Source organism: Pseudoroseomonas sp. WGS1072 (assembly GCF_049340465.1).
Lineage (GTDB): Bacteria > Pseudomonadota > Alphaproteobacteria > Acetobacterales > Acetobacteraceae > Pseudoroseomonas.
Window position 1 is genome coordinate 2242387 of record NZ_JBMPSU010000001.1, and the last position, 21262, is coordinate 2263648.

General features: G+C 72.8%; 14 protein-coding genes. 13 read left to right on the forward strand and 1 reads right to left on the reverse strand.

Annotated features, from left to right (window positions below; all coding sequences use genetic code 11):
• Window positions 1–53: 53 nt before the first annotated feature.
• The 13 genes from ACF3NH_RS10685 (at window position 54) to ACF3NH_RS10745 (ending at window position 20526) form a co-directional block, all read left to right on the forward strand.
• The gene (locus ACF3NH_RS10685) at window positions 54–1136 is read left to right on the forward strand and encodes a glycosyl hydrolase family 8 (protein ID WP_422922795.1); all 1083 of its coding nucleotides are present in this window, start codon (window positions 54–56) and stop codon (window positions 1134–1136) included.
• Between the two features lie 415 nt (window positions 1137–1551).
• The gene (locus ACF3NH_RS10690; protein ID WP_198366252.1) at window positions 1552–1839 is read left to right on the forward strand and encodes a hypothetical protein; all 288 of its coding nucleotides are present in this window, start codon (window positions 1552–1554) and stop codon (window positions 1837–1839) included.
• A gap of 9 nt (window positions 1840–1848) precedes the next feature.
• Window positions 1849–2865: a cellulose biosynthesis protein BcsQ gene (gene bcsQ, locus ACF3NH_RS10695; protein WP_304621602.1), complete on the forward strand. Its 1017-nt coding sequence runs from the start codon at window positions 1849–1851 to the stop codon at window positions 2863–2865.
• Complete coding sequence (bcsA, locus tag ACF3NH_RS10700) at window positions 2862–7445, forward strand: UDP-forming cellulose synthase catalytic subunit (protein ID WP_422922796.1); 4584 nt, start codon at window positions 2862–2864, stop codon at window positions 7443–7445. Before bcsQ ends, bcsA begins: the two co-directional genes overlap by 4 nt.
• Complete coding sequence (locus ACF3NH_RS10705) at window positions 7442–11263, forward strand: cellulose biosynthesis protein BcsC (RefSeq protein ID WP_422922797.1); 3822 nt, start codon at window positions 7442–7444, stop codon at window positions 11261–11263. Before bcsA ends, ACF3NH_RS10705 begins: the two co-directional genes overlap by 4 nt.
• Window positions 11264–11345: 82 nt before the next feature.
• Window positions 11346–12509 (forward strand): Re/Si-specific NAD(P)(+) transhydrogenase subunit alpha, encoded by a 1164-nt coding sequence (locus tag ACF3NH_RS10710; protein ID WP_198366255.1) that lies wholly within the window; start codon window positions 11346–11348, stop codon window positions 12507–12509.
• A gap of 17 nt (window positions 12510–12526) precedes the next feature.
• Entirely contained in the window at window positions 12527–12937 is a 411-nt protein-coding gene (locus tag ACF3NH_RS10715; RefSeq protein ID WP_198366256.1) for a proton-translocating transhydrogenase family protein, read from the forward strand.
• Between the two features lie 4 nt (window positions 12938–12941).
• On the forward strand, window positions 12942–14351 hold the full coding sequence (locus ACF3NH_RS10720) for an NAD(P)(+) transhydrogenase (Re/Si-specific) subunit beta (protein WP_198366257.1): 1410 nt from the start codon (window positions 12942–12944) through the stop codon (window positions 14349–14351).
• A 70-nt stretch (window positions 14352–14421) separates the two neighbouring features.
• Window positions 14422–14769, forward strand: coding sequence for a hypothetical protein (locus ACF3NH_RS10725; protein ID WP_198366258.1), 348 nt, complete (start codon window positions 14422–14424; stop codon window positions 14767–14769).
• 193 nt (window positions 14770–14962) lie between these two features.
• Window positions 14963–15865, forward strand: coding sequence for a LysR family transcriptional regulator (locus ACF3NH_RS10730; RefSeq protein WP_198366259.1), 903 nt, complete (start codon window positions 14963–14965; stop codon window positions 15863–15865).
• Between the two features lie 113 nt (window positions 15866–15978).
• On the forward strand, window positions 15979–16776 hold the full coding sequence (locus ACF3NH_RS10735) for a putative hydro-lyase (protein ID WP_422922798.1): 798 nt from the start codon (window positions 15979–15981) through the stop codon (window positions 16774–16776).
• Between the two features lie 25 nt (window positions 16777–16801).
• On the forward strand, window positions 16802–18877 hold the full coding sequence (locus tag ACF3NH_RS10740; protein ID WP_422922799.1) for a hydantoinase/oxoprolinase family protein: 2076 nt from the start codon (window positions 16802–16804) through the stop codon (window positions 18875–18877).
• On the forward strand, window positions 18877–20526 hold the full coding sequence (locus ACF3NH_RS10745) for a hydantoinase B/oxoprolinase family protein (protein ID WP_422922800.1): 1650 nt from the start codon (window positions 18877–18879) through the stop codon (window positions 20524–20526). Before ACF3NH_RS10740 ends, ACF3NH_RS10745 begins: the two co-directional genes overlap by 1 nt.
• Before the next feature lie 111 nt (window positions 20527–20637).
• Here the strand turns inward: ACF3NH_RS10745 and ACF3NH_RS10750 are convergent, their stop codons facing one another.
• The gene (locus ACF3NH_RS10750; RefSeq protein ID WP_422922801.1) at window positions 20638–21192 is read right to left on the reverse strand and encodes a hypothetical protein; all 555 of its coding nucleotides are present in this window, start codon (window positions 21190–21192) and stop codon (window positions 20638–20640) included.
• Window positions 21193–21262: the final 70 nt, after the last annotated feature.

Genomic DNA, 21262 nt, shown 5'->3' on the forward strand with positions numbered 1-21262 from the left:
GCGGGCCCCCGCCGATTCATGGTCTTGAAAGGCGGCCGGCCTAGCCTGCCGGCATGGTCCCGACCCCCACACGACGGCATTTGCTGAGCGGACTGACGCTGGCCGCGCTGCCGGAGCCGGCCCGGGCCACGCCGGGGATGCCCCGCGCCGGCACGGCGGCGCCGCCGGAAGGGCTCGCCGCCTGGGGGCAGTTCCGCCAGGCGCTGCTGCGGCCCGAGGGCCGGGTGGTGGACACCGGCAACCAGGGCATCTCGCATTCCGAGGGGCAGGGCTGGGCGATGTTCTGCGCCGAGCGCTGCGACGACCGCGCCAGCTTCGACCGGCTGTGGGACTGGACGCGCCGCACCCTGGCACGGCCGAACGACCGGCTGCTGGCCTGGCGCTTCCAGCCGGGCGCGCCGCAGCCGGTGGCCGACCGCAACAACGCCACGGACGGCGACATCTTCGCCGCCGCCGCCCTGCTGCTGGCCGCGCAGCGCTGGGCCGAGCCACGCTATGCCGAGGCCGGCGGCGCCATGGCGCAGGACGTGCTGCGGCTGCTGGTGCGGCAGGTCGCCGGTCGGGTGCTGCTGCTGCCCGGCCTGCACGGCTTTGAGGAAGCCGAGAGCATCATCGTCAACCCCTCCTACTACGCCTTCCCGCTGCTCGGCGTGCTGGCCCGCGCGGTGCCGGACCCGCTCTGGCTGCGGCTGGCGGCGGACGGGCTGGAACTGTTGCGGCAGGCGCGATTCGGCCGCTGGAACCTGGCGCCCGACTGGCTGCAGATCGACCGGCGCAGCGGCGCGCTCCGCCTGCCCGGGCGCTGGCCGCCCCGCTTCTCCTACGATGCCCTGCGGGTTCCCTTCTATCTCTGCTGGGCGGGGCTGGCGGAGGAGCCGGTCTGCCGCGCGGCGGCCCGCTTCTGGACCGATCCCGCCCACCGGCATGTCCCGGTCTGGGCCGACCTGACCAGCGATGCCGTCTCGCCCTATCCGGCGCCGCCCGGCCTGCAGGCGGTGACGCGCTTCGTGGCGGTCCGCACCGGGCAGGGCTCCGGCGGCGGCCCCCTGCTCAAGGCGGAAAGGCCCTACCAGTACTACCCGGAGATCCTGCGGGTGATGGTCCTGCTGGCCGCCGCGGATTCACCGTCTGGTTGAATGATGCTGGAAATTCGCACGAAAACTCTAGCCCTCCTAGGGTTCATCACAATACATTCCCGCAACGGCTGTGTTAGAGGGGCTTATGAGCGCGAAACAGGACGCGGATGTGGATCGAATCGCGTCGATGTTGCATATGCCGTTCTGGCGCTACCGTTCCTATGGCAATCTGCCGGTGCGGCGGTCTCTCTCGCCCGCGCCCCTTCCGGATGCGCAGGTGCCGCCCGCCGGGACACCGGCTCCGGAGCCCCCGGCCCCGGCGGCTTCCCTTCCTCTCGCCGCCGCCACCGCCGAGACGCCTCCGCTGATGGCGCAGCTGGCGCCTGTCCCCGCGAGACCGCCCGCCGGCGGTCCGCCGCCGTATCTGCAGGCGGTGCCGCCTGCCGTTCCGCTTCCTCCGCCCGCCTCCCAGGCCGTGTCCCCGCCCGCGGCCCTGCCGCTGCTGATCCGCCAGGGTCTGGCGGCACTGAGCGCCCCGCCGACGGCCCCGACCGAGCACCGCCGCGCCCCCGCCGGCGGCCCGGCCCTGCTGGCGCAGCTCCATGCCTCCCCGCCGCCGGCGCAGGGCGGCCTGCTGGCGGCGCTCGGCACGGGTCATGCCATCCCGGCGCCGCCCGAGACGGCGGTGCCGGCACCGCCCCGCGCCATGCCCAACGGTACACTCGAACTGCTCCGCGGGCTGCGCCAGCCCGGCCAGGCCTGAGGACAGAACATGCCTCTGATCATCTTCGCATCCCCCAAGGGCGGCGTCGGCAAGACCACGCTGGCGGCGAACCTGGCCGACATGCTGGCGCAGTCGGGCCGTCCCGTGCTGCTGCTCGACCTCGATCCGCAGAATGCCGCGCGGCTGCATTTCGGCCTGCCCCTGGCGGAGCCGGGCGGCTTCATGGCGGCGCTGGCGCGGCGCCCCGACTGGCGGCAGATGATCTGGCGCATGCCGAACGGCCTGATGCTGCTGCCGCATGGGGCGATGCCGCTGCGCGCCTCGCTCGAGCAGGCCCTGATGCTCGAGCAGGATCCCGGCCTGCTGCACCAGCCGCTGCGCGAGATGCTGGCGGATCCCAACCTGACGGTGATCGCCGACCTGCCGCCGGGGCCGAGCCAGGTGCTGGCCCTGACCGCGCCGCTGGCCGCCGTCATCGTGACCGTGCTGCGCAGCGAGGCGATCAGCGCCGCCATGCTGGGCGAGGTGGAGAGCGGGCGCTTCCTGGGGCATGGCACCGTCACCGCGCTCTTCGCCAACCGCCTGCACTTCGTCCTGAACGGCGTCGCCATGCAGTCCCGCCTGTCACGCACCGCCGCCGAGGCCGTGGCGCAGCATCTGGGGCCGCGCCTGCTGGGCGCGGTGAGTCAGGATGAGAGCCTGGCCGAGGCGCTGGCGCAGATGCGCCCGCTGCGCGAGGTGGCCCCGGCCTCCGCTGCCGCACGGGACCTGCAGCATATCGCACAGGCGCTGGCGGTGCTGTCGCAGGGGCCGGTGGCCGAGCCGGCGGTCCATCCCGCCGCCGCCTTCCCGCAGCCCCCCTTCGCACAGCCCCCCTTCACGCCACCCTCCTTCGCCCAGCCCCAGCCGGCGCCGCCACCCTATGGCGGTCCGCCCTATCCCGCGCCGCCGCCCCATGAGGCACCGCCGGGACATGCCCTTCCGGCCCAGCCCTATGGTCCGCAGCCGCCCGCGCCGCACCAGGCGGCCCCGCAGGCGCCGGCCTGGGCCGGGTGGCGGGCATGAAGTACTTCTTCCGGAGCACGCTGGCGCGCTCGCCCGCGCTCGGCATCCTGCTGGCCTCCCTCGGCGGCCTCCTGGGGCTGATCTTCATCGTCGCGCCGCTCGAGCCCGAGCAGCAGGCCTGGCTGGCCCTGGCCGGCTTCCTGGCCTTCCTCATCATCGGCCGGGCGCGCGGCCGGGGGGCGCTCTTCGTCCTGGTCGCGCTCTCGTGCCTGGTCTCGATGCGCTACGTCTACTGGCGCCTGACCGAGACGCTCGACTACTCCGGCTATATCGGCACCTTCCTCGGCACCGGCCTGCTGCTGGCCGAGATGTATGCCGTGATCGCCCTGCTGCTGTCCTACTTCCAGCAGCTCTGGCCGCTGGAGCGCAAGCCGGTGCCGCTGCCGGCCAACCCGGAGCAGTGGCCCACCATCGACGTCTTCATCCCGAGCTACAACGAGCCGCTCGAGGTGGTGAAGCCCGCGGTCTTCGGCGCGCTGTCGATGGACTGGCCGCCGGAGAAGATGAACGTCTACATCCTCGATGACGGGCGGCGGGAGGATTTCCGCAAGTTCGCCGAGGAGATCGGCTGCGGCTACATGATCCGCCCCGACAACAAGGGCGCCAAGGCCGGCAACATCAACCACGCCCTGACCAAGACCTCGGGCGAGTACATCGTCATCTTCGACTGCGACCACGTCGCGACGCGGTCCTTCCTGCAGCTCTCGATCGGCTGGATGATGCGCGACCGCGGCATCGGCATGCTGCAGACGCCGCACCACTTCTACTCCTCGGACCCGTTCGAGCGGAACCTCGCCTCCGGCAAGCGCATCCCCAACGAGGGGCTGCTCTTCTACGGGCTGGTGCAGCAGGGCAACGATCTCTGGAACGCCACCTTCTTCTGCGGCTCCTGCGCCGTGCTGCGCCGCACCGCGCTGCTGCAGGTGGGCGGCGTGCCGACCGAGACGGTGACGGAGGACTGCCACTGCTCGCTGAAGATGCAGCGGCTGGGCTGGCGCACCGCCTATCTCCGCCTTCCCATGGCGGCCGGCCTGGCGACCGACCGCCTGCTCTCGCACATCGGCCAGCGCATGCGCTGGGCGCGCGGCATGGTGCAGATCTTCCGCGTCGACAACCCGCTGCTGGGTCCCGGGCTGAAGCTCTACCAGCGGCTCTGCTACCTGAACGCCCAGTGGCACTTCCTCTTCCCGCTGCCGCGCTTCGTCTTCCTCACCGCGCCGCTGGCCTTCCTGCTCTTCGGGCAGAGCATCATCGCCGCGTCGCCGCTCGCCATCCTGGCCTATGCGGGGCCGCATATCGTGCATTCGGTCGGCACCAACAGCCGCCTGCAGGGCAAGGTGCGGCACAGCTTCTGGTCGGAGATCTATGAGACGGTGCTGGCGCTCTACCTGCTGCCCGTCGTGCTGACCACGCTGTTCGACCCGAAGAAGGGCAAGTTCAACGTCACCGACAAGGGCGGCACGCTGCAGGAAGGCTATTTCGACTTCCGCGCCGTCTCGGCCAACTTCATCCTCGCCCTGGTGCTGATGCTCGGGCTGCTGTCCGGCGCCTATGGCATGCTCACCAATCCATGGGGCAGCCTGGAGTTCCAGGCCAACGCGCTGAACTCGATCTGGGTGGTGTTGTCGCTGGTCACGGTGGCCGCCGGCATCGCCGTCGGGCGCGAGCGGCGGCAGGTGCGCGAGCGCGCCCGCGTGCATGCGGTGGTGCCGGTGGTGGTGCTGCTGCCGGATGGCCGCCGCGTCGCCGGCCGCAGCGAGAACCTCTCGCTCGGCGGCGCCGCGCTGGCGGTGCCTCTGCCGGAGGATGGCGTGCCCGCCGGGCCGCTGGACATCGAGTTCGAACTGGGCGCCGACCGCGTCGCCATTCCGGCCGCGACGCTGCGCTGGGATGCCGGCCGGCTGCAGCTGCGCTTCACCCCGAGGGATCTGATGGACGAGGGCAATATCGTCCGCACGGTGCTTGGCCGCGCGGATGCCTGGCTGGACTGGGACCATGTGCGCCGGGACCGGCCGATGCGCGCGATGTTCGAGGTGGCGGTGAGCATCACCGGCCTGTTCCGCGGCGACAGCCAGATCTCGCTTCGCGGGCGGCGTGAGCGCCGCGCCCGGGCCCGTGCCGCCTCCGCCATCGCCAAGGCCGCGCCCGTGGCCGCCCCGCGCCCGGCGGAGCGGCTGGTGCCGCCGCCCACCGGCAAGGCGCGCCGCATCGCCGCGGTGGCCTGGCTGCTGGGCCTGGGCCTCGGCCTTGGCCTGGCGCCGCTCCCCGCCGCCGCGCAACGCCGGGCGCCGCCCGCGCCCCCGGCCGCGGCCGCTCCCGAGCCCCCCCCCCAATCCCCGCCCCAATCCCCGGCCGCGCTCCAGTCGGCCCCCGAGACGGTCGCCGAGCCCGCCCCGGCGCCCGCCAGCCCGCCGGCCCTGGCCGCGACGGGCAGCGAGGCCCGGGTCGAGACGCGGACGCTGCGCCAGCTCGGCCTGACCGGGCCGATGCAGCTGCGCGGCACCAACGACCTGCAGGGCGTGCTCTTCGGCCTGCGCGCCAACGAGGTGGTGACCGGCGCCAAGCTGGTGCTGCAGGGCGCCAGCAGCCCAGCGCTGATCCCCGAGCTCAGTCAGATCGCCATCACGCTGAACGAGCAGTTCGTCGCCGCCGTCACCCCGGATCGGGCGCGGCCGAGCTTCGGCCCGCTCGAATTTCCCATCAATCCGGTGTTCTTCACCGATGCCAACCGGCTGAACTTCCGCTTCACCGGCCGTTACGCGGTGGAGTGCAACGACCCGCTCTCGGGTCTGCTCTGGGCAAATATCTCCGACCTTTCGGCGCTGCACCTGACGATCGAGCAACTGCCGCTGCGGCGGGATCTCGCCCGCCTGCCGGAACCCTTCTTCGACGCGCGGCTGCGCAACCAGGCGCTGAACCTGCCTGTGGTACTGCCGGAGGGCGCCGGCAACGAGCTGCTGCGCGCCGCCGCCATCGCCAGCTCCTGGTTCGCCGTGCAGGCCGATTACCGGGGCGCGAACTTCCCGGTCAGCAGCGCCGTGCCGCCGCGCGGGAACGCCATGGTGCTGGTGGCGGGGCCGGAGGGCATTCCCGGCCTCGCCCTGCCCCGGCTGGACGGGCCGACGCTCGCCATCGTGCCGAACCCGGCCGATCCGGATGCCGTGCTGCTGGTGGTCGGCGGCCGTACCCCGGCCGAGGCGGTGGCCGCCGCCCAGGGCCTGACCGTCGGGCAGGAGGGGCTGGCGGGCGAGATCGCCCGCGTCGAGCCGCCGCAGCTCGCCCCGCGCAAGCCCTATGACGCGCCGCGCTGGATCCGCGACGACCGTCCGATGCGCTTCGGCGAGCTGGTCGATCCCTCCGAGCTGCAGAGCTACGGCTTCTCCGGCGGCACCATCGCCGTGCCCTTCCGCACCGCGCCCGACATCTACACCTGGCGCGACCGGCCGTTGCCGGTGCAGCTGCGCTTCCGCGCGCCGCCGGGCCCGATCACCGACGTCTCGGTCTCTCGCCTCGACACCGCGCTGAACGGCAATTACCTGCGCTCGATCCCGCTGCGCGAGGCGGAGCCGACCTGGCCCTGGAGCTGGCTCGCGCGCCAGACCGGACTCGGCCAGCCGGCCGAGGTGGGGGAGGGGCAGGTCGGCCTGCCGCCCTACCTGATCTTCGGCCAGAACGAGCTGCAGATGCGCTTCGACATGCGCCCGCTCAACCGGGGCGACTGCGTCGCCATCCCGAGCGACGTGCGTGCCGGCATCGATCCGGACAGCACCATCGACCTGGGCCGCGCGCATCGCTTCGCGGCCATGCCGAACCTCGCCTTCTTCGCCGGTTCGGGCTTTCCCTTCAGCACCATGGCGGACTTCTCCTCGACCGCCGCGGTGCTGCCCGACCGGCCGAACACGCTGGAGATCTCCTCCTTCCTGACGCTGCTCGGCAAGATGGCCGCCAATGTGGGCCATGCCGCGACCCGGATCGAGGTGGTGCGGCCGGGCGCGCTGAGCCAGGTGAGCGGACGTGACCTGCTGGTGATCGGCGCCCTGGGGCGGCAGCCGGCCCTGTCCTCGCTGCTCGGCGGGCGGAGCCCGCTGCAGGTGGAGGGCAACCGCATCGCCGTCTCGCTGCCCACGGCGCTGGAGAACTTCCGCAACCTCTTCCTGGGCGACAGCCGCCCGGCCGAGCGGGAAAGGCTGGAGGCCAGCCTGGCCTCGCCGGGCGAGGGCACCGGCATGCTGATCGGCTTCGAGAGCCCGCTCAGCGCCGGACGCTCCGTGGTGGCGCTGAGCGGCACCAATCCGCAAGGCATGGAGGCCATGCTGGCGGCGCTGCGCGATCCGCAGCAGCTCTCCGCGATCCAGGGCGACCTGGCGCTGGCGAGCGGCGGCCGCGTCACCTCCTACAAGATCGGCGCCACCTACACCCTCGGCCACCTGCCGCCCTATCTCTGGCCGCAGTACTGGCTGGGCAGCCGGCCGGACATGCTGCTGCTGCTGGCCCTGGTGGCGGCCGTGTTGGTCGCCATGCCCACCTACTGGCTGCTGCGCCGCCGCGCCGCGCTTCGCCTCAGGACCCGGACCCAATGAGCCGCCTCCGCGCCCGCCTGCTGGCGACTGCCCTGTCGGCCACGCTGCTGCCCCTGCTGCCGCCCGGGCCCGCCGCGGCGCAGGAGGGCGGCAATGCCCTCGCCGTCCTGCTGGAGCAGGCGCGCTACTGGCGCAGCCAGAACCAGTCGGACCGGGCGCTGCAGGCGCTGGAGCGGCTGCTGCAGGCCGACCCGGACAATATCGACGCGCTGACCCTGGCCGCCGAGGCCGCCGCCGGGGCGGGAGACAGCGCCGGGGCGAACCGCTACCTCGCCCGGCTGCGGCAGCTGGCGCCCTCCGATCCACGCCTGTCCGCCGCCTCGCGCCAGGTGCGCGGCGCCATGGCCGACCCGGCCGCCGTGGCCGAGGCACGGCGCCTGGCCCAGTCGGGCCAGGCCGCGCAGGCCCTGGCGCGCTACCGGCAGATCTTCGGCGGCACCGTGCCGCCGGATTCCTACGCGATCGAGTACTATCAGACGCTGGCCGGCACGCCGGATGGCTATGCCGAGGCGCGCCAGGCCATGGAGCGGCTGACGCAGGAGCGGCCCAACGACACGCGTCTGGCCCTCGCCTATGCGCAGATCCTGACCTATCGCGAGGCCTCCCGCGCCGAGGGAGAGCGCCGCCTGCGCAACCTCGCGCAGCGGCCGGAGAGCGCCACCGCCGCCAATGCGGCGCTGCGCGATGCCCTGCTCTGGGAGGGGCCGAACCCGGAGGCGGTGCCTGCGCTGGAGGAGTATCTCCGGCGCAACCCCAACGATGCCGCCGTGCGGCAGCGGCTGGAGGAGGCACGCAACCCGCCCCCCGGCTCGGTGGACGAGGTGGGGGCCGCGCGGGTGCGCGGCTTCGCGGCGCTGAATGCCGGCCGGCTGGCCGAGGCGGCGCAGGCGTTCGAGGCGGTGCTGGCGGAGCGTCCCGGCGATGCCGATGCCACCGGCGGGCTGGGCCTGGTCCGGCAGCGCCAGGGCCGGACGGCGGATGCGCGGCGCCTGCTGGCCGAGGCCATCGCCGCCGATCCCGCGGAGGGCCGGCGGAAATGGGGCCGTGCCCTGGATGGCGCCAGCGCCGGGGTCGAGATGGCCCAGGCGCGGGCGTTGATCCAGCGGGGCCAGGTCGAGGAGGCCGAGGCGCTGCTGCAGCGCATGGCCCGCCGCGAGGGGGGCGACCGGCCGGATGCCGAGGTGCTGCTGGGCGATCTGGCGCTACGTCGCGACGATCCGGCGGGCGCCGAGCAGCGCTACCGCGCCGCGCTGTCGCGCCGCCCCGAGCTGGCGCCGGCCCTGGCCGGTCTCTACGAGGCGCTGCAACGTCAGGGCCGCTTCGCCGAGGCGGAGCAGCTGGCGCAGCAGCGCGGCGGCCGCTTCGCCGCCAGTCTCGCCACCCAGCGGGCCGAGGGGCTGCGCGCCGAGGCAAGCCGCGCCGGCGATCCGGCCTCCGCCGTCGCCCTGCTGCACGCGGCCGCGCAGGCCGATCCCGACAATCCCTGGATTCGCCTGGATCTGGCCAGGCTGCTGGCGCGGCAGGGCTCCGCCTATGAGGGCCGCGCCCTGGTCGACCAGCTGGCCGCCACCGGCAAGCCGGAGGCGGTGCACGCCGCGGCCCTGTTCGCCAGCGAGGAGGGGCGTTCGCAGGACGCCGCCAGCTGGATCGAGCGCATCCCCGCGCGGCTGCGCAGCGCCGACCAGAACCGGCTGCTGCAGCGCGTCCGCCTGCAGGAGCAGGTCGCGGCCGCCGCCGAGCCGGCGCGCTACGGCCGGCCGGACGAGGCGCGGCGCCGCCTGATGAGCCTCGCCGCGCGCCCCGACCCCTCGGGCGAGACGGCCGGGCTGGTGGTCGAGGCGCTGGCCGGGCTGGGCGATCGGGCCGCCGCGGCCGAGGCGGCGCGGGTGGCGCGCGCCGTCAATCGCGGCGCCCCGCCGGCCGGGCGGCTGGCGCTGGGTGAGGCCCTGCTCACCGCCGGGCTGGAGCAGGAGGCCGGGCTGGTCGTCGCCGACCTGGCGCAGGACAGTCGCCTGACCGCCGACGAGCGGCGCCGGGTCGCCGGCCTGCGGGGCGGCCTCGCCGTGCGCGCCAGCGACCGTCTGAACGAGGCCGGCGATCAGGCCGCCGCCTATGACCAGCTGGTTCCGGCGCTGCGCGAGAACCCGCAGGATCCCGGCGCCAACCTGGCCCTGGCCCGGCTCTACCAGGGCGCGCGCGAGCCGCGCGAGGCGCTGCGCATCGCCGAGGCGGTGCTCCGCCGCGACCCGGGCAACGCCGAGGCCAGGGCCGGGGCGCTGGATGCCGCCATCGCGCTGGGCGACCGCCGCCGCGCCGAGACCCTGCTGGCCGAGGCCCGTTCCCTCGCCCCGAACGATCCGCGCACCGCGATGATGGAGGCCCGGCTGGCCCGCGCCTCGGGCGATGCCCGCCGCGCCCGCCGGGCGCTCGAGCTGGCCGCCGAGCAGCGCCGGGCGCAGCTGGGCGGCGGCATGGCCGGGGCGGTCGCGCCGGCCGCCGCGGCGCCCGCCATGCCCTCCGGCGTGGAGAACCCGTTCCGCCGCGTGGCCCTGGCCGGGGCCGGCCTTTCCGTGGCCGGCGGCGGCTACACCATGCCGGCCACCGATCCGCTGCTGGAGCAGATCGACCGTGAGCTGGCGGTGGCCAGGGAGGAGGCGGGCACCCGCATCACCGCCGGGCCGGTGATCCGCAGCCGCACCGGCTCGTCCGGCCTCGACCGGCTGACCGAGTTCAGCGGCGAGGCCGAGGTCTCGACCGCGGTGGGCGGCATCGGCGGGCGCATCGCGCTGCGGGCTCGGCCGACCGCCATCGACGCGGGCGACCTCGCGCTCGACACCGGCAGCCTGAAGCGCTTCGGCAGCAACGCGCTGACCGAGGCCGCCGCGGGCGAGGTCCTGCTCAACGCCGGGCTGCCGCGGGATTCGACCAATGCCCTGCCGGCCAGCCAGGCCCGGCAGTTCCTGCCGCGCGACACCTCGGCCTCGGGCGTGTCGGTCGGCCTCGCCTATACACGGGACAATCTCTCGGCCGATGTCGGCAGCACGCCGCTCGGTTTCCGCAAACAGAATGTCGTGGGTGGCGTGGAGTTCGCCCCGGCGCTGGGCGGCGGGGCGCGGCTGCGCGTCACCGGCGAGCGCCGGGCGATGACCGATTCGATGCTGTCCTGGGCCGGGATGCGCGACGCGACCACGGGCCGCGTCTGGGGTGGCGTGGTGCGCAACACCGCGCGCGGGCAGGTGGAGTTCGGCTCCGGCGACACGAACTTCTATGTCGGCGGCGGCTATTCGACGATCGAGGGCGATGGCGTGGCGGACAACAGCCGGGTCGAGGCGGGCGCCGGCCTCAGCCACGCCCTGTTCCGTCGCCCGGACGAGGAGCTGGTGACCGGGCTCGACCTGCTCTACCAGTCCTACGACAAGAACCTGCGCTTCTTCAGCATCGGCCATGGCGGCTACTACAGCCCGCAATCCTACATGGCGGCGACCATCCCGCTGGATTACCGCGCCCGTTCCGGCGCGCTCTCCTATCGCCTGGGCGGCACGGTCGGCTTCGCCTCCTGGCGGGAGGATCGCGCGCCGATCTTCCCGACCGAGGCGGGGGCGCAGGCCTATATGGAGGCGCGCGCCCGGGCGGACAGCCAGGTCAGCGCCTACTACCCCGGCCAGTCCCAGACCGGCTTCACGGGCGGGCTGCGGGCCGATGCCGAGTACCAGGTGACGCCGGTGCTGCGCCTCGGCGCGGCGCTGCGCTACGACCGCTCGGCCGACTGGAGCGAGGCGCGCGGGCTGATCTACGCGCGTTACCGTCTGGAGAACTGAGGCGCGGCGCGGCCCGGCGCCTTGCGGCGCCGCGGCCGCCCCGGCATGGTTCCCCTCCAAGAACAGTCTCGGAGGGTCCCGGATGCGCCTCGCGGTGCTCAAGGAACGGCGTGGCGGCGAAAGCCGTGTCGCCGCCACGCCGGAAACGGTGAAGAAGTTCAAGGCGCTCGGGTTGGAGGTCGTGGTGGAGAGCGGCGCCGGCCTGGCCGCCGGCCTGACCGACGGCGCCTATCGCGAGGCGGGTGCCGAGGTCGCGCCCGATGCCGCCGCTGCGCTGTCCGGCGCCGGAATCGTGCTCAAGGTGCGGGCGCCGCTCGGCACCGGCGAGGGGGAGGTGGACGAGCTCTCCCTGATCCCGCGCGGCGCGCTGCTGATCGGCGTGCTGGAGGCGCTGGGCGATCCGCAGCGGGCGCGGACCTATGCCGAGCTCGGGCTGGATGCCTGCTCGATGGAGCTGCTGCCGCGCATCACGCGCGCGCAGAGCATGGACGTGCTCTCCTCCCAGGCCAATCTCGCCGGGTACCGCGCCGTGATCGAGGCCGCGGTCGCCTTCGACAAGGGTTTCCCCATGCTGATGACGGCGGCGGGCACCATCCCGGCGGCCAATGTCTTCATCATGGGCGCGGGCGTCGCCGGGCTGCAGGCCATCGCGACGGCGCGGCGGCTGGGCGGTCGCGTCTCGGCCACCGATGTCCGCCCGGCGGCGAAGGAGGAGATCCGTTCGCTCGGCGCCAGCTTCGTGGGCTATGAGGACGAGGAGAGCCAGGCCGCGCAGACGGCGGGCGGCTATGCCAAGCAGCTCTCCGCCGAGTTCTACCGCAAGCAGGCCGAGGTGGTGGCCGGGCATATCGCCAAGCAGGACGTGGTGGTGACCACGGCGCTGGTGCAGGGCCGCCGCGCGCCGACGCTGGTCACCGCCGAGATGGTGGCGAGCATGAAGCCCGGCAGCGTCATCGCCGACATCGCCGCCGATGCGGGTGGCAACTGCGCCCTGACCCGGCCGGGCGAGAGCATCGTGACGGAGAACGGGGTGCGGATCCTGGGCCACCGCAACTGGCCGGGCCGCATCGCCGGCGCCGCCAGCGCGCTCTATGCCCGCAACCTGCTGACCTTCCTGACCACCTTCTGGGACAAGGAGGCGGCGGCGCCGAAGCTGCCGCAGGAGGACGAGATCGTCCGCGGCGTGACGCTGACGCGCGGCGGGGCGGTGGTGCATCCGCAGCTCGCCCCGGCCCAGGCTGCCTGAGGAAACGGACCCGACCGATGAACCCCACCGAACTCGCCATCCAGGCGCAGGCCACCGCCGAGCGTGCCCTGGCGCTGGCCGCGCAGGCCCGCGCCGCCGCCGAGGCCGGGCTGGTCCAGGCCGCGCCGGTCGCCGCCGCCGCCGAGCCCTTCCTGATGCTGCTGACGATCTTCCTGCTGGCCTGCTTCGTCGGCTACTACGTCGTCTGGAACGTGACGCCGGCGCTGCACTCGCCGCTGATGGGCGTCACCAACGCCATCTCCTCGGTCATCATCGTCGGCGCCATCCTGGCCACCGGCCTGGGTGACAGCTGGATCGCCAAGGTCTTCGGCTTCCTGGCGGCGACGCTGGCGGCGGTGAACATCTTCGGCGGCTTCCTGGTGACACGGCGCATGCTCGCCATGTTCGCTGGCAAGAAGAAGGGCTGAGCCGATGGCGCAGACCCTCTCGACCCTGGCCTATCTGGTCGCCTCCGTCCTGTTCATCCTGGCGCTGCGCGGCCTGTCGCATCCGACGACGAGCCGGCGGGGCAATCTCTTCGGCATGGTCGGCATGGCGATCGCCATCCTCGCCACGCTGCTGCGGCCGGGGATGGAGTTCTCCGGCATCGTCATCGTGCTGGTCGGCCTCGTCATCGGCGGCGGCATCGGCACGGTGCTGGCGCGGCGGATCGACATGACGGCGCTGCCGCAGCTCGTCGCGGCCTTCCACTCGCTGGTGGGCCTGGCCGCCGTCTTCGTCGCGGCCGCCGCCTTCTACAATCCCGAGAGCTTCGGCATCGGCCACCCCGGCCACATCCATGGCGGCTCGCTCGTCGAGATGTCGCTCGGTGCCGCGATCGGCGCCATCACCTTCTCGGGTTCCGTCATCGCCTTCGCCAAGCTCCAGGCGCTGATGTCGGGCGCGCCGATCACCTTCCGCTTCCAGCACTGGCTCAATCTCGGCCTCGGCATCCTGCTGGTGGTGCTGGTCGTGGCCTTCGTCGCCACCGGCAGCGGCGTGCTGTTCTGGCTGATCGTGCTGCTGGCGCTGGCGCTCGGCTTCCTGCTGATCATCCCGATCGGCGGCGCCGACATGCCGGTCGTGGTCTCGATGCTGAACTCCTACTCCGGCTGGGCGGCGGCGGGCATCGGCTTCACGCTGCAGAACCTCCTGCTGGTGGTCACCGGCGCGCTGGTCGGCGCCTCGGGCGCCATCCTGTCCTACATCATGTGCAAGGGGATGAACCGCAGCATCGTCAACGTGCTGCTGGGCGGCTTCGGTTCCGAGGCTGGCGGCGCGGCGGCGGGCGGCGGCGCCGCGCAGCCGGCGCGGCCGGTGAAGTCCGGCAGCCCGGAGGACGCCGCCTACATCATGCGGAACGCGCAGAAGATCATCATCGTGCCGGGCTACGGCATGGCGGTGGCGCAGGCGCAGCAGGTGCTGCGCGAGATGGCGGACCTCCTGAAGAAGGAGGGCGCCACGGTGGAATACGCCATCCACCCCGTCGCCGGCCGCATGCCGGGCCACATGAACGTGCTGCTGGCCGAGGCCAATGTCCCCTATGACGAGGTGAAGGAGCTGGAGGAGATCAATCCCGAATTCGCCGAGGCCGACGTGGCCTATGTCATCGGCGCCAACGACGTGACCAATCCGGCGGCCAAGACCGACAAGGCCTCGCCGATCTACGGCATGCCGATCCTCGATGTGGAGCGGGCCAAGACGGTGTTCTTCGTCAAGCGCGGCATGTCCTCGGGCTATGCCGGCGTCGAGAACGAACTGTTCTTCCGCGACAACACCATGATGCTGTTCGGGGACGCGAAGAAGGTGACGCAGCAGATCGTGCAGGCGTTGCAGCACTAGGGCCGGGGATGGGCCGGGGCGAATGCCTCCGGCCCATCCCGGCCACCGATGCGGGGACAGCAGGGAGGGCATGATGCGCCTGACGCCACGGGATGCGGCCAACGGCATCGCCTGGCTCGGCATCCTCCTGCTGATCGGCCTGGCGGCTGTCCTGGTCTCGATCCTGGGTTTCCCCGGCGTTCTTCTCCTTGGACTGCTGACGACCCTGATCTGCGTGCGCGCCGAGCTCGCCGAAGCGGTGCCGACCTGGAGCCGCGCCATGTTCGAATCCCGCATGCGCGGCGCCTCGCCCAGGGGGGAGGCCGCGCTCCGGGAGGAACGAAGGCTTCATCGCGCGTCCCTGAGGTATTATCGGGGGTGCGGCCTGGTCCTGATCGCGGCGGGGCTGGCCGGGACCCTCTGGCAGATCTGGCGCTAGCCGCCCTGGCGGCCCCGACCGGCCGCCCGCCGCCATGTCCGGCGGGGGACGAGCACCCCGCCGCGGTGCGGCACCTTCCCCTGAACCTGCCGTCGCCGGAGCGGGGATCGCCTCCGGCCCCGATCGGGCGCGGCGCGCGGCGGCCCATCCCCGCTGGACAGGCGCGCCCCCGCCGCCGAGACTTCGCCGCCTCATGCGCGACCTGCGGACTCTCGAAACCTTCGTCTGGGTGGCGCGGCTCGGTGGCTTCCGGGCCGCCTCGGCGCGGCTGAACACCACCCAGCCCGCCATCTCCGCCCGCATCGACCAGCTGGAGCGGGATCTCGGCGTGACGCTGTTCCATCGCGGGCAGCGGCCGATCGGGCTGACGCCGGAGGGGGCGGTGCTGCTCGACCATGCCGAGCAGATGCTGGAGAAGCGGGCCGAGATGCTGCGCGCCGTGGCCAGCCCCGCGACCATGCGCGGCACGCTGCGCATGGGCCTGTCGGAGACGCTGGTGCACACCCTGCTGCCGCGCCTGGTGGAGCGGATCGGCGCGGCCTATCCGGCCATCGTGCTCGACATGGTGGTGGACATCACGCCGACGCTGCGCGCCGGGCTGCTGGCAGGGCAGATCGACATCGCCATGATGGCCGGCACGGTGGAGCCGGGGCAGGGGGTGAGCGAACCGCTCTGCGACTATCCGCTCTGCTGGGTGGCGAGTCCGCGCCTCGGCCTGCCGGAGGGGCCGCTGCGCCTGGCCGAGCTGACGCGCTGGCCGATCCTGAGCTTCTCGCACGGCACCAATGTCTCGGCCGACCTGCGCCGCGCCTTCGCCGCCGCCCCGGCGCCCGGGCTGCGCCTCTGGGGCAGTGCCTCGATCACCGCCATGGCGCGGCTGGCCGAGCAGGGGATCGGCGTCTCGGTCATGCAGGAGGTGCTGGTGCGGCGGGAGCTCGCGGCGGGGACGCTGCGGCCGCTCACGGTCGCGGATGTCACCCTGCCGAGGGTCGGGTTCCACGTGGCCTATCTGCGGCGGCCCGACAGCCACCTCGCCGCCGCCGCGGCGCGGCTGGCGCATGAGGTGGCGGGGGAGCCGCTGCCGGACGAGGGGTGAAGGCCGGCTCCGATAAGAATTCCGGATCAGTCCGATCCAAAATGACAATTCGACAAGGCGCCATGGCTGGAGTGCGATGCGGCGATCATCCGGCGATATGGAGGGCTTCCGGCATGGACCACACCCCACCGCTGCGCGAGACCGGCTATGACCTGCGCCAGCGCATCCGGCGCGGCGCCTGGACCCGCACCACGGAGGGCCTGGCCCCCGGCTATGTCCAGGCCAACCTGGCCATCCTGCCGCGGGCCCTGGCGCCCGACTTCCAGCGCTTCTGCGCGCTGAACCCCAAGCCCTGCCCGCTGCTGGCGAGCTCCGAGCCGGGCGACCCCGCGCTGCCGGGCCTCGGCCGCGACATCGACATCCGCACCGACGTGCCGCGCTACCGGGTCTGGCGCGACGGCGAGCTGGTCGAGGAGGTGGAGGACATCTCCGCCCTGTGGCGCGACGACCTGGTGACCTTCGCCATCGGCTGCTCGCATTCCTTCGAGGAACCGATGCTGGCCGACGGGCTGCGCCTGCGCCACATCGAGCGCGGCCATCCCGTCCCGGTCTACTACTCCTCGATCCCGTGCGTGCCCTCGGGGGTCTTCCACGGGCCGATGGCGGTCTCGATGCGGCCCTTCCGGCCGGCTGACGCGATCCGCGCCATCCAGATCACCTCGCGGTTCCCGGCTGTGCACGGCGCGCCGGTGCATCTGGGCCATCCGGAGCAGATCGGCATCCAGGACCTGGCGAAGGTCGATGACGGCCATCCGACCGAGGTGATGCCGGACGAGATTCCGCTGTTCTGGGGCTGCGGCGTGACGCCGCAGACGGTGGTGCGGGCCTCGCGGCCCGAGTTTTGCATCACGCATGCACCCGGCCATATGCTGGTGACCGACCTGCTGAACTCCCGCCTTTCCGTCTTCTGAGACCGACAAGGAGCACGACACGCTGATGCCTTCCGCACGTCTCGCCGCCGATATCGGCGGCACCTTCACCGACCTGGCGCTGGAGCGCGGGGCGGAGCGCTGGACCGCCAAGGTGCTGACCACGCCGGCGGCGCCGGAGCGGGGGGTGCTGGAAGGCATCCGCGTGGTGCTGGAGAAGGCGGGGATGACGCCCGCCGATGTCGAGATCTTCATCCATGGCACGACGCTCGCCACCAATGCGGTGATCGAGCGCAAGGGCGCCCGGACGGCCCTGCTGACCACCGAGGGCTTCCGCGACGTCCTCGCGCTCGGCAACGAGTCCCGCTACGACCAGTATGACCTCAACATCCAGCTCCCCCGTCCGCTGGTGCCGCGCCGCTGGCGCGTCGCCGTGCCGGAGCGGCTGGACAATGAGGGCCGCGTCCTGCTGGCGCTGGACGAGGCGGCGCTGCGAGAGCGGATCGCCTTCCTGAAGTCCGAGGGGGTGGAGAGCCTGGCCATCGGCTTCCTGCATGCCTTCGTCAATCCGGCGCATGAGCGGCGCGCCGCCGAGGTCCTGGCCGAGGCATGGCCGGAGGTGCCGGTCTCGCTCTCCTCCGAGGTCTCGCCCGAGATGCGGGAGTGGGAGCGTTTCTCCACCACCGTCGCCAATGCCTATGTGCAGCCGCTGATGGCCAGCTACCTGCACCGGCTGCGCGACGGGGTGAAGGAGGCGGGCTTCGCCTGCCCGCTCTTCCTGATGCTCTCCGGCGGCGGGCTGACCACGCTCGACACCGCCGCGCGCTTCCCGATCCGGCTGGTGGAATCCGGCCCGGCGGGCGGCGCCATCTTCTCGGCCCATGTCGCGCGGCAGCGGGGCCTCGACAAGGTGCTCTCCTTCGACATGGGCGGCACCACCGCCAAGGTCTGCCTGATCGACGACTTCGCGCCGCAGGCCAGCCGCACCTTCGAGGTGGCCCGCGTCGGCCGCTTCAAGAAGGGCTCCGGTCTGCCGCTGCGCATCCCGGTGATCGAGATGGTGGAGATCGGCGCCGGTGGCGGCTCGATCGCGCAGCTCGACGCGCTGGGCCGCATCCAGGTCGGCCCCGAGAGCGCCGGCGCCGATCCCGGCCCGGCCTGCTACGGCCGCGGGGGCACCAGGCCGGCGGTGACCGACGCCAATCTGGCGCTCGGCCGCTACGAGCCGGCGCTCTTCGCCGGCGGGCAGTTCCCGCTGCGGACGGAGCCGGCGAAGGCGGCGCTCGCGGCGCATATCGGCGAGGCGCTCGGCCTCTCGCCGGAGATGGCGGCGCTCGGCGTGGTCGAGATGGTCGACGAGAACATGGCCAATGCCGCGCGCGTCCATGCCATCGAGAGCGGCAAGGGCTATGAGGGCCGTGCCGTGATCGCCTTCGGCGGCGGCGGGCCGGTGCATGGCTACCGCGTGGCCGAGAAGATCGGCGTGTCGCGGATGCTGGTGCCCTCCGGCGCCGGCGTCGGCAGCGCCATCGGTTTCCTGCGCGCGCCGGTGGGCTACGAGGTGGTCAAGAGCCTCTATCAGCGCTTCCGCAGCTTCGACGCCGTGGCGGTGAACGCGCTGCTCGCCGCCATGTCGGCCGAGGCGCGCGGCGTGGTCGAGCGGGGCAGCTTCGGCGCGGCGCTGGAGGAGAGCCGCATCGCCTATATGCGCTATGTCGGGCAGGGGCACGAGATCGCCGTCCGCCTGCCGGCGCGGGACCTGGAGGGCGCCGATATCGCCGCCATCCGCGAGGCCTATGACACGGAATACGCCCGTTTCTACGACCGCCCGGTGCCGGGCAGCGATGTCGAGATCCTCTCCTTCGCCGTGACGGTGCAGACCGTGCTGCCGGAGGTGGCGCCCGCCGCCGGGGCCGCGCCGGCCGAGGCGCCGGCCCCGGTCCGCACCCAGGCCGTGCGCGACACCAGCAGCGGCGCCGTGGCCGAATGGCCGGTCTATGACCGCGAGGAGATCTCGCCCGGCGCCCGGCTCTCCGGCCCTTGCATCGTCGCGGAGGCGGAGACCAGCACCCTGGTCGGCCCCGGCTGGACCTGCCGGATGGATTCCCTCGGTTACCTCGAGCTGACGAAGGAGGCCGCGTGATGGACGCCCTCGAGACCATCCAGCGCCAGATCCAGTGGAACCGCCTGATCGCGGTGGTCGAGGAACAGGCGCAGACCATGATCCGCACCGCCTTCTCGACCACGGTGCGCGAGGCGGGCGACCTCTCGGCCGGCATCTTCGACCTCCAGGGCCGCATGCTGGCCCAGGCCGTCACCGGCACGCCGGGCCACGTCAATTCGATGATGGAATCCGTCGGCCACTTCCTCGCCAAGTTCCCGGCGGAGACGATGAAGCCGGGGGATCACTACATCACCAACGACCCCTGGCTCGGCACCGGTCACCTGCATGACCTGACCGTGGTCTCGCCCGCCTTCCGGGACGGGAAGATCGTCGGCCTCTTCGCCAACACCGCGCATGTCATCGATGTCGGCGGTCTCGGCATGGGGCCGGAGGGGCGCAGCGTCTTCGAGGAGGGGATGTACATCCCCATCGTCAAGTGCTTCGACCAGGGCGTCGCCAACGAGACCTTCTTCGACTTCATCCGCGCCGGCAGCCGCACCCCGGTCGAGCTGGAGGGCGATGTCTATTCGCTCTGCGCCTGCAATGACGCCGGCATCAAGCGGCTGGTCGAGATGCTGGACGAGTTCGGCATGGACAGCATCGACCCGCTGGCCGGCTACATCTTCGACAGTTCGCTGAAGGCGACGCTGGCCGAGATCGCGAAGCTGCCCGGCGGCACCTACCGCGCCGAGATCGCCTCCGACGGCTATGAGGCGCCGGTGACGCTGAAGGCGGCGATGACCATCCATGGCGATCGCATCGTGGTGGACTATGCCGGCACCTCGGGCCTCTCGGGGCGCGGCATCAACGTGCCGCCGGCCTATACGCGCGCCTATGCCTGCTTCGGCATCAAATGCGTCGTCGCGCCCGAGATCCCGAACAACTGGGCGAGCCTCGCCCCGTTCCAGATGCAGATCCCCGAAGGGTGCATCCTGAACGCGCCGCGGCCCTTCCCGGTCTCGGTCCGGCATGTGGTGGGCCAGCTCCTGCCGGACCTGATGATGGGCTGCCTGCACCAGGCGGTGCCCGATCGGGTGGTGGCGGAGGGCTCCTCCTGCCTGTGGAACCCGCCGCTGCGCGGCGGCGCCCAGGTCTCGGGCGGCGAGGCCGAGTTGCCGGACTTCGAGATCATCACCTTCAACTCCGGCGGCACCGGCGCGCGGCGCGGCTTCGACGGGCTGGACGGCACCGCCTTCCCCTCCGGCGTGCGCACCATGCCGGTGGAGGCGACCGAGAACGTGGCGCCGGTGATCTTCTGGAAGAAGGAGCTGCGGCCGGATTCCGCCGGGCCGGGCCGCACCCGCGGCGGCTTCGGGCAGGTGATGGAGATCGGCACCAAGGGCGAGGCCGAATTCGCCGTGAACGCCATCTTCGACCGCGTGGCCAACCCGCCGAAGGGCCGCGAGGGCGGCGGCGAGGGCGCGCCGGGCTGGGTCGGGCTGGCGGATGGCACGGTGCTGCGCACCAAGGGCTACCAGGTCATTCCGAAAGGGCGGCGCCTGCTGCTGAAGCTGCCCGGTGGCGGCGGCATGGGCAGCGCGCTGGAGCGCGACCGTGCCCTCGTCGCCGCCGATGTCGCGGACGGGCTGGTCAGCGAGGAGGCGGCGAAGCGCGACTACGGCGCCTGAGGCCGGCAGGGGCGGCCCCCTGTGTCAGGCATGCCTGGCGGGGGGGGCGGTGCGCGGCGGGGCCCTGGGCCCCGTCTCGAGACGATCGTCCTGGAGGAGTAGCGCGACGCCTCAGCGCGGCCCGCGCTCGCGGTTGAGCGCCAGCTCCTCCGGCGTCAGCACGAAGCCGAGCCAGATGGTCTTGCCCGCCGCCTCCTGCGGATTGCCGGGCAGGCGGATCAGCAGCTCCTCGCCCTCGCTCCGCACCCGCGCGACATTGGGCGGGAACTCGACCTGCAGCACATAGGCCGCGCGGTCGCGGATGCTTTCACCCTCGGCCACGGCCACCATATAGGGAATCTGGGCGGTGCGGCCCTGGGCCGCCGGCCCGCGCTCGGCGGTGAAGGCCGGCGTCAGGGTGACGTCCAGCCCGGCATGCTTCGGGGCGTAGTCGCATTTCGCCTGGAAACCCGCGAGGGAGGCATTCAGCGTCATGGCCGTCAGATCGCGCCCGCCACCCGGGCGGAACCGCGTCAGGTCCGCCGCGTCGGCCAGCACGGCCACATGCGGGCAGGGGGCGGTGGCCTCCGCCAGCAGTGGCGCCGGGCTGCCGCCGCACCCTGCCAGCAGCAACAGCACGCCTCCCGCCGCCGCCACGCCACCCCGGAGCTTCCATGCCTTGACCATGCCGCCTGTCTTCCCCTTAGTGCCGTTGAATCGCCGCCCGGCTTTCCGGCCGACCCTCGCCGCATGAATG

Coding starts and splice junctions, on each gene's coding strand:
- ACF3NH_RS10685 (WP_422922795.1), top strand. CDS start 54: ATGGTCCCGACCCCCACACGACGGCATTTGCTGAGCGGACTGACGCTG.
- ACF3NH_RS10720 (WP_198366257.1), top strand. CDS start 12,942: ATGGCGCAGACCCTCTCGACCCTGGCCTATCTGGTCGCCTCCGTCCTG.
- bcsA (WP_422922796.1), top strand. CDS start 2,862: ATGAAGTACTTCTTCCGGAGCACGCTGGCGCGCTCGCCCGCGCTCGGC.
- ACF3NH_RS10740 (WP_422922799.1), top strand. CDS start 16,802: ATGCCTTCCGCACGTCTCGCCGCCGATATCGGCGGCACCTTCACCGAC.
- ACF3NH_RS10725 (WP_198366258.1), top strand. CDS start 14,422: ATGATGCGCCTGACGCCACGGGATGCGGCCAACGGCATCGCCTGGCTC.
- ACF3NH_RS10750 (WP_422922801.1), bottom strand. CDS start 21,192: ATGGTCAAGGCATGGAAGCTCCGGGGTGGCGTGGCGGCGGCGGGAGGC.
- ACF3NH_RS10745 (WP_422922800.1), top strand. CDS start 18,877: ATGGACGCCCTCGAGACCATCCAGCGCCAGATCCAGTGGAACCGCCTG.
- ACF3NH_RS10730 (WP_198366259.1), top strand. CDS start 14,963: ATGCGCGACCTGCGGACTCTCGAAACCTTCGTCTGGGTGGCGCGGCTC.
- ACF3NH_RS10705 (WP_422922797.1), top strand. CDS start 7,442: ATGAGCCGCCTCCGCGCCCGCCTGCTGGCGACTGCCCTGTCGGCCACG.
- ACF3NH_RS10735 (WP_422922798.1), top strand. CDS start 15,979: ATGGACCACACCCCACCGCTGCGCGAGACCGGCTATGACCTGCGCCAG.
- bcsQ (WP_304621602.1), top strand. CDS start 1,849: ATGCCTCTGATCATCTTCGCATCCCCCAAGGGCGGCGTCGGCAAGACC.
- ACF3NH_RS10710 (WP_198366255.1), top strand. CDS start 11,346: ATGCGCCTCGCGGTGCTCAAGGAACGGCGTGGCGGCGAAAGCCGTGTC.
- ACF3NH_RS10715 (WP_198366256.1), top strand. CDS start 12,527: ATGAACCCCACCGAACTCGCCATCCAGGCGCAGGCCACCGCCGAGCGT.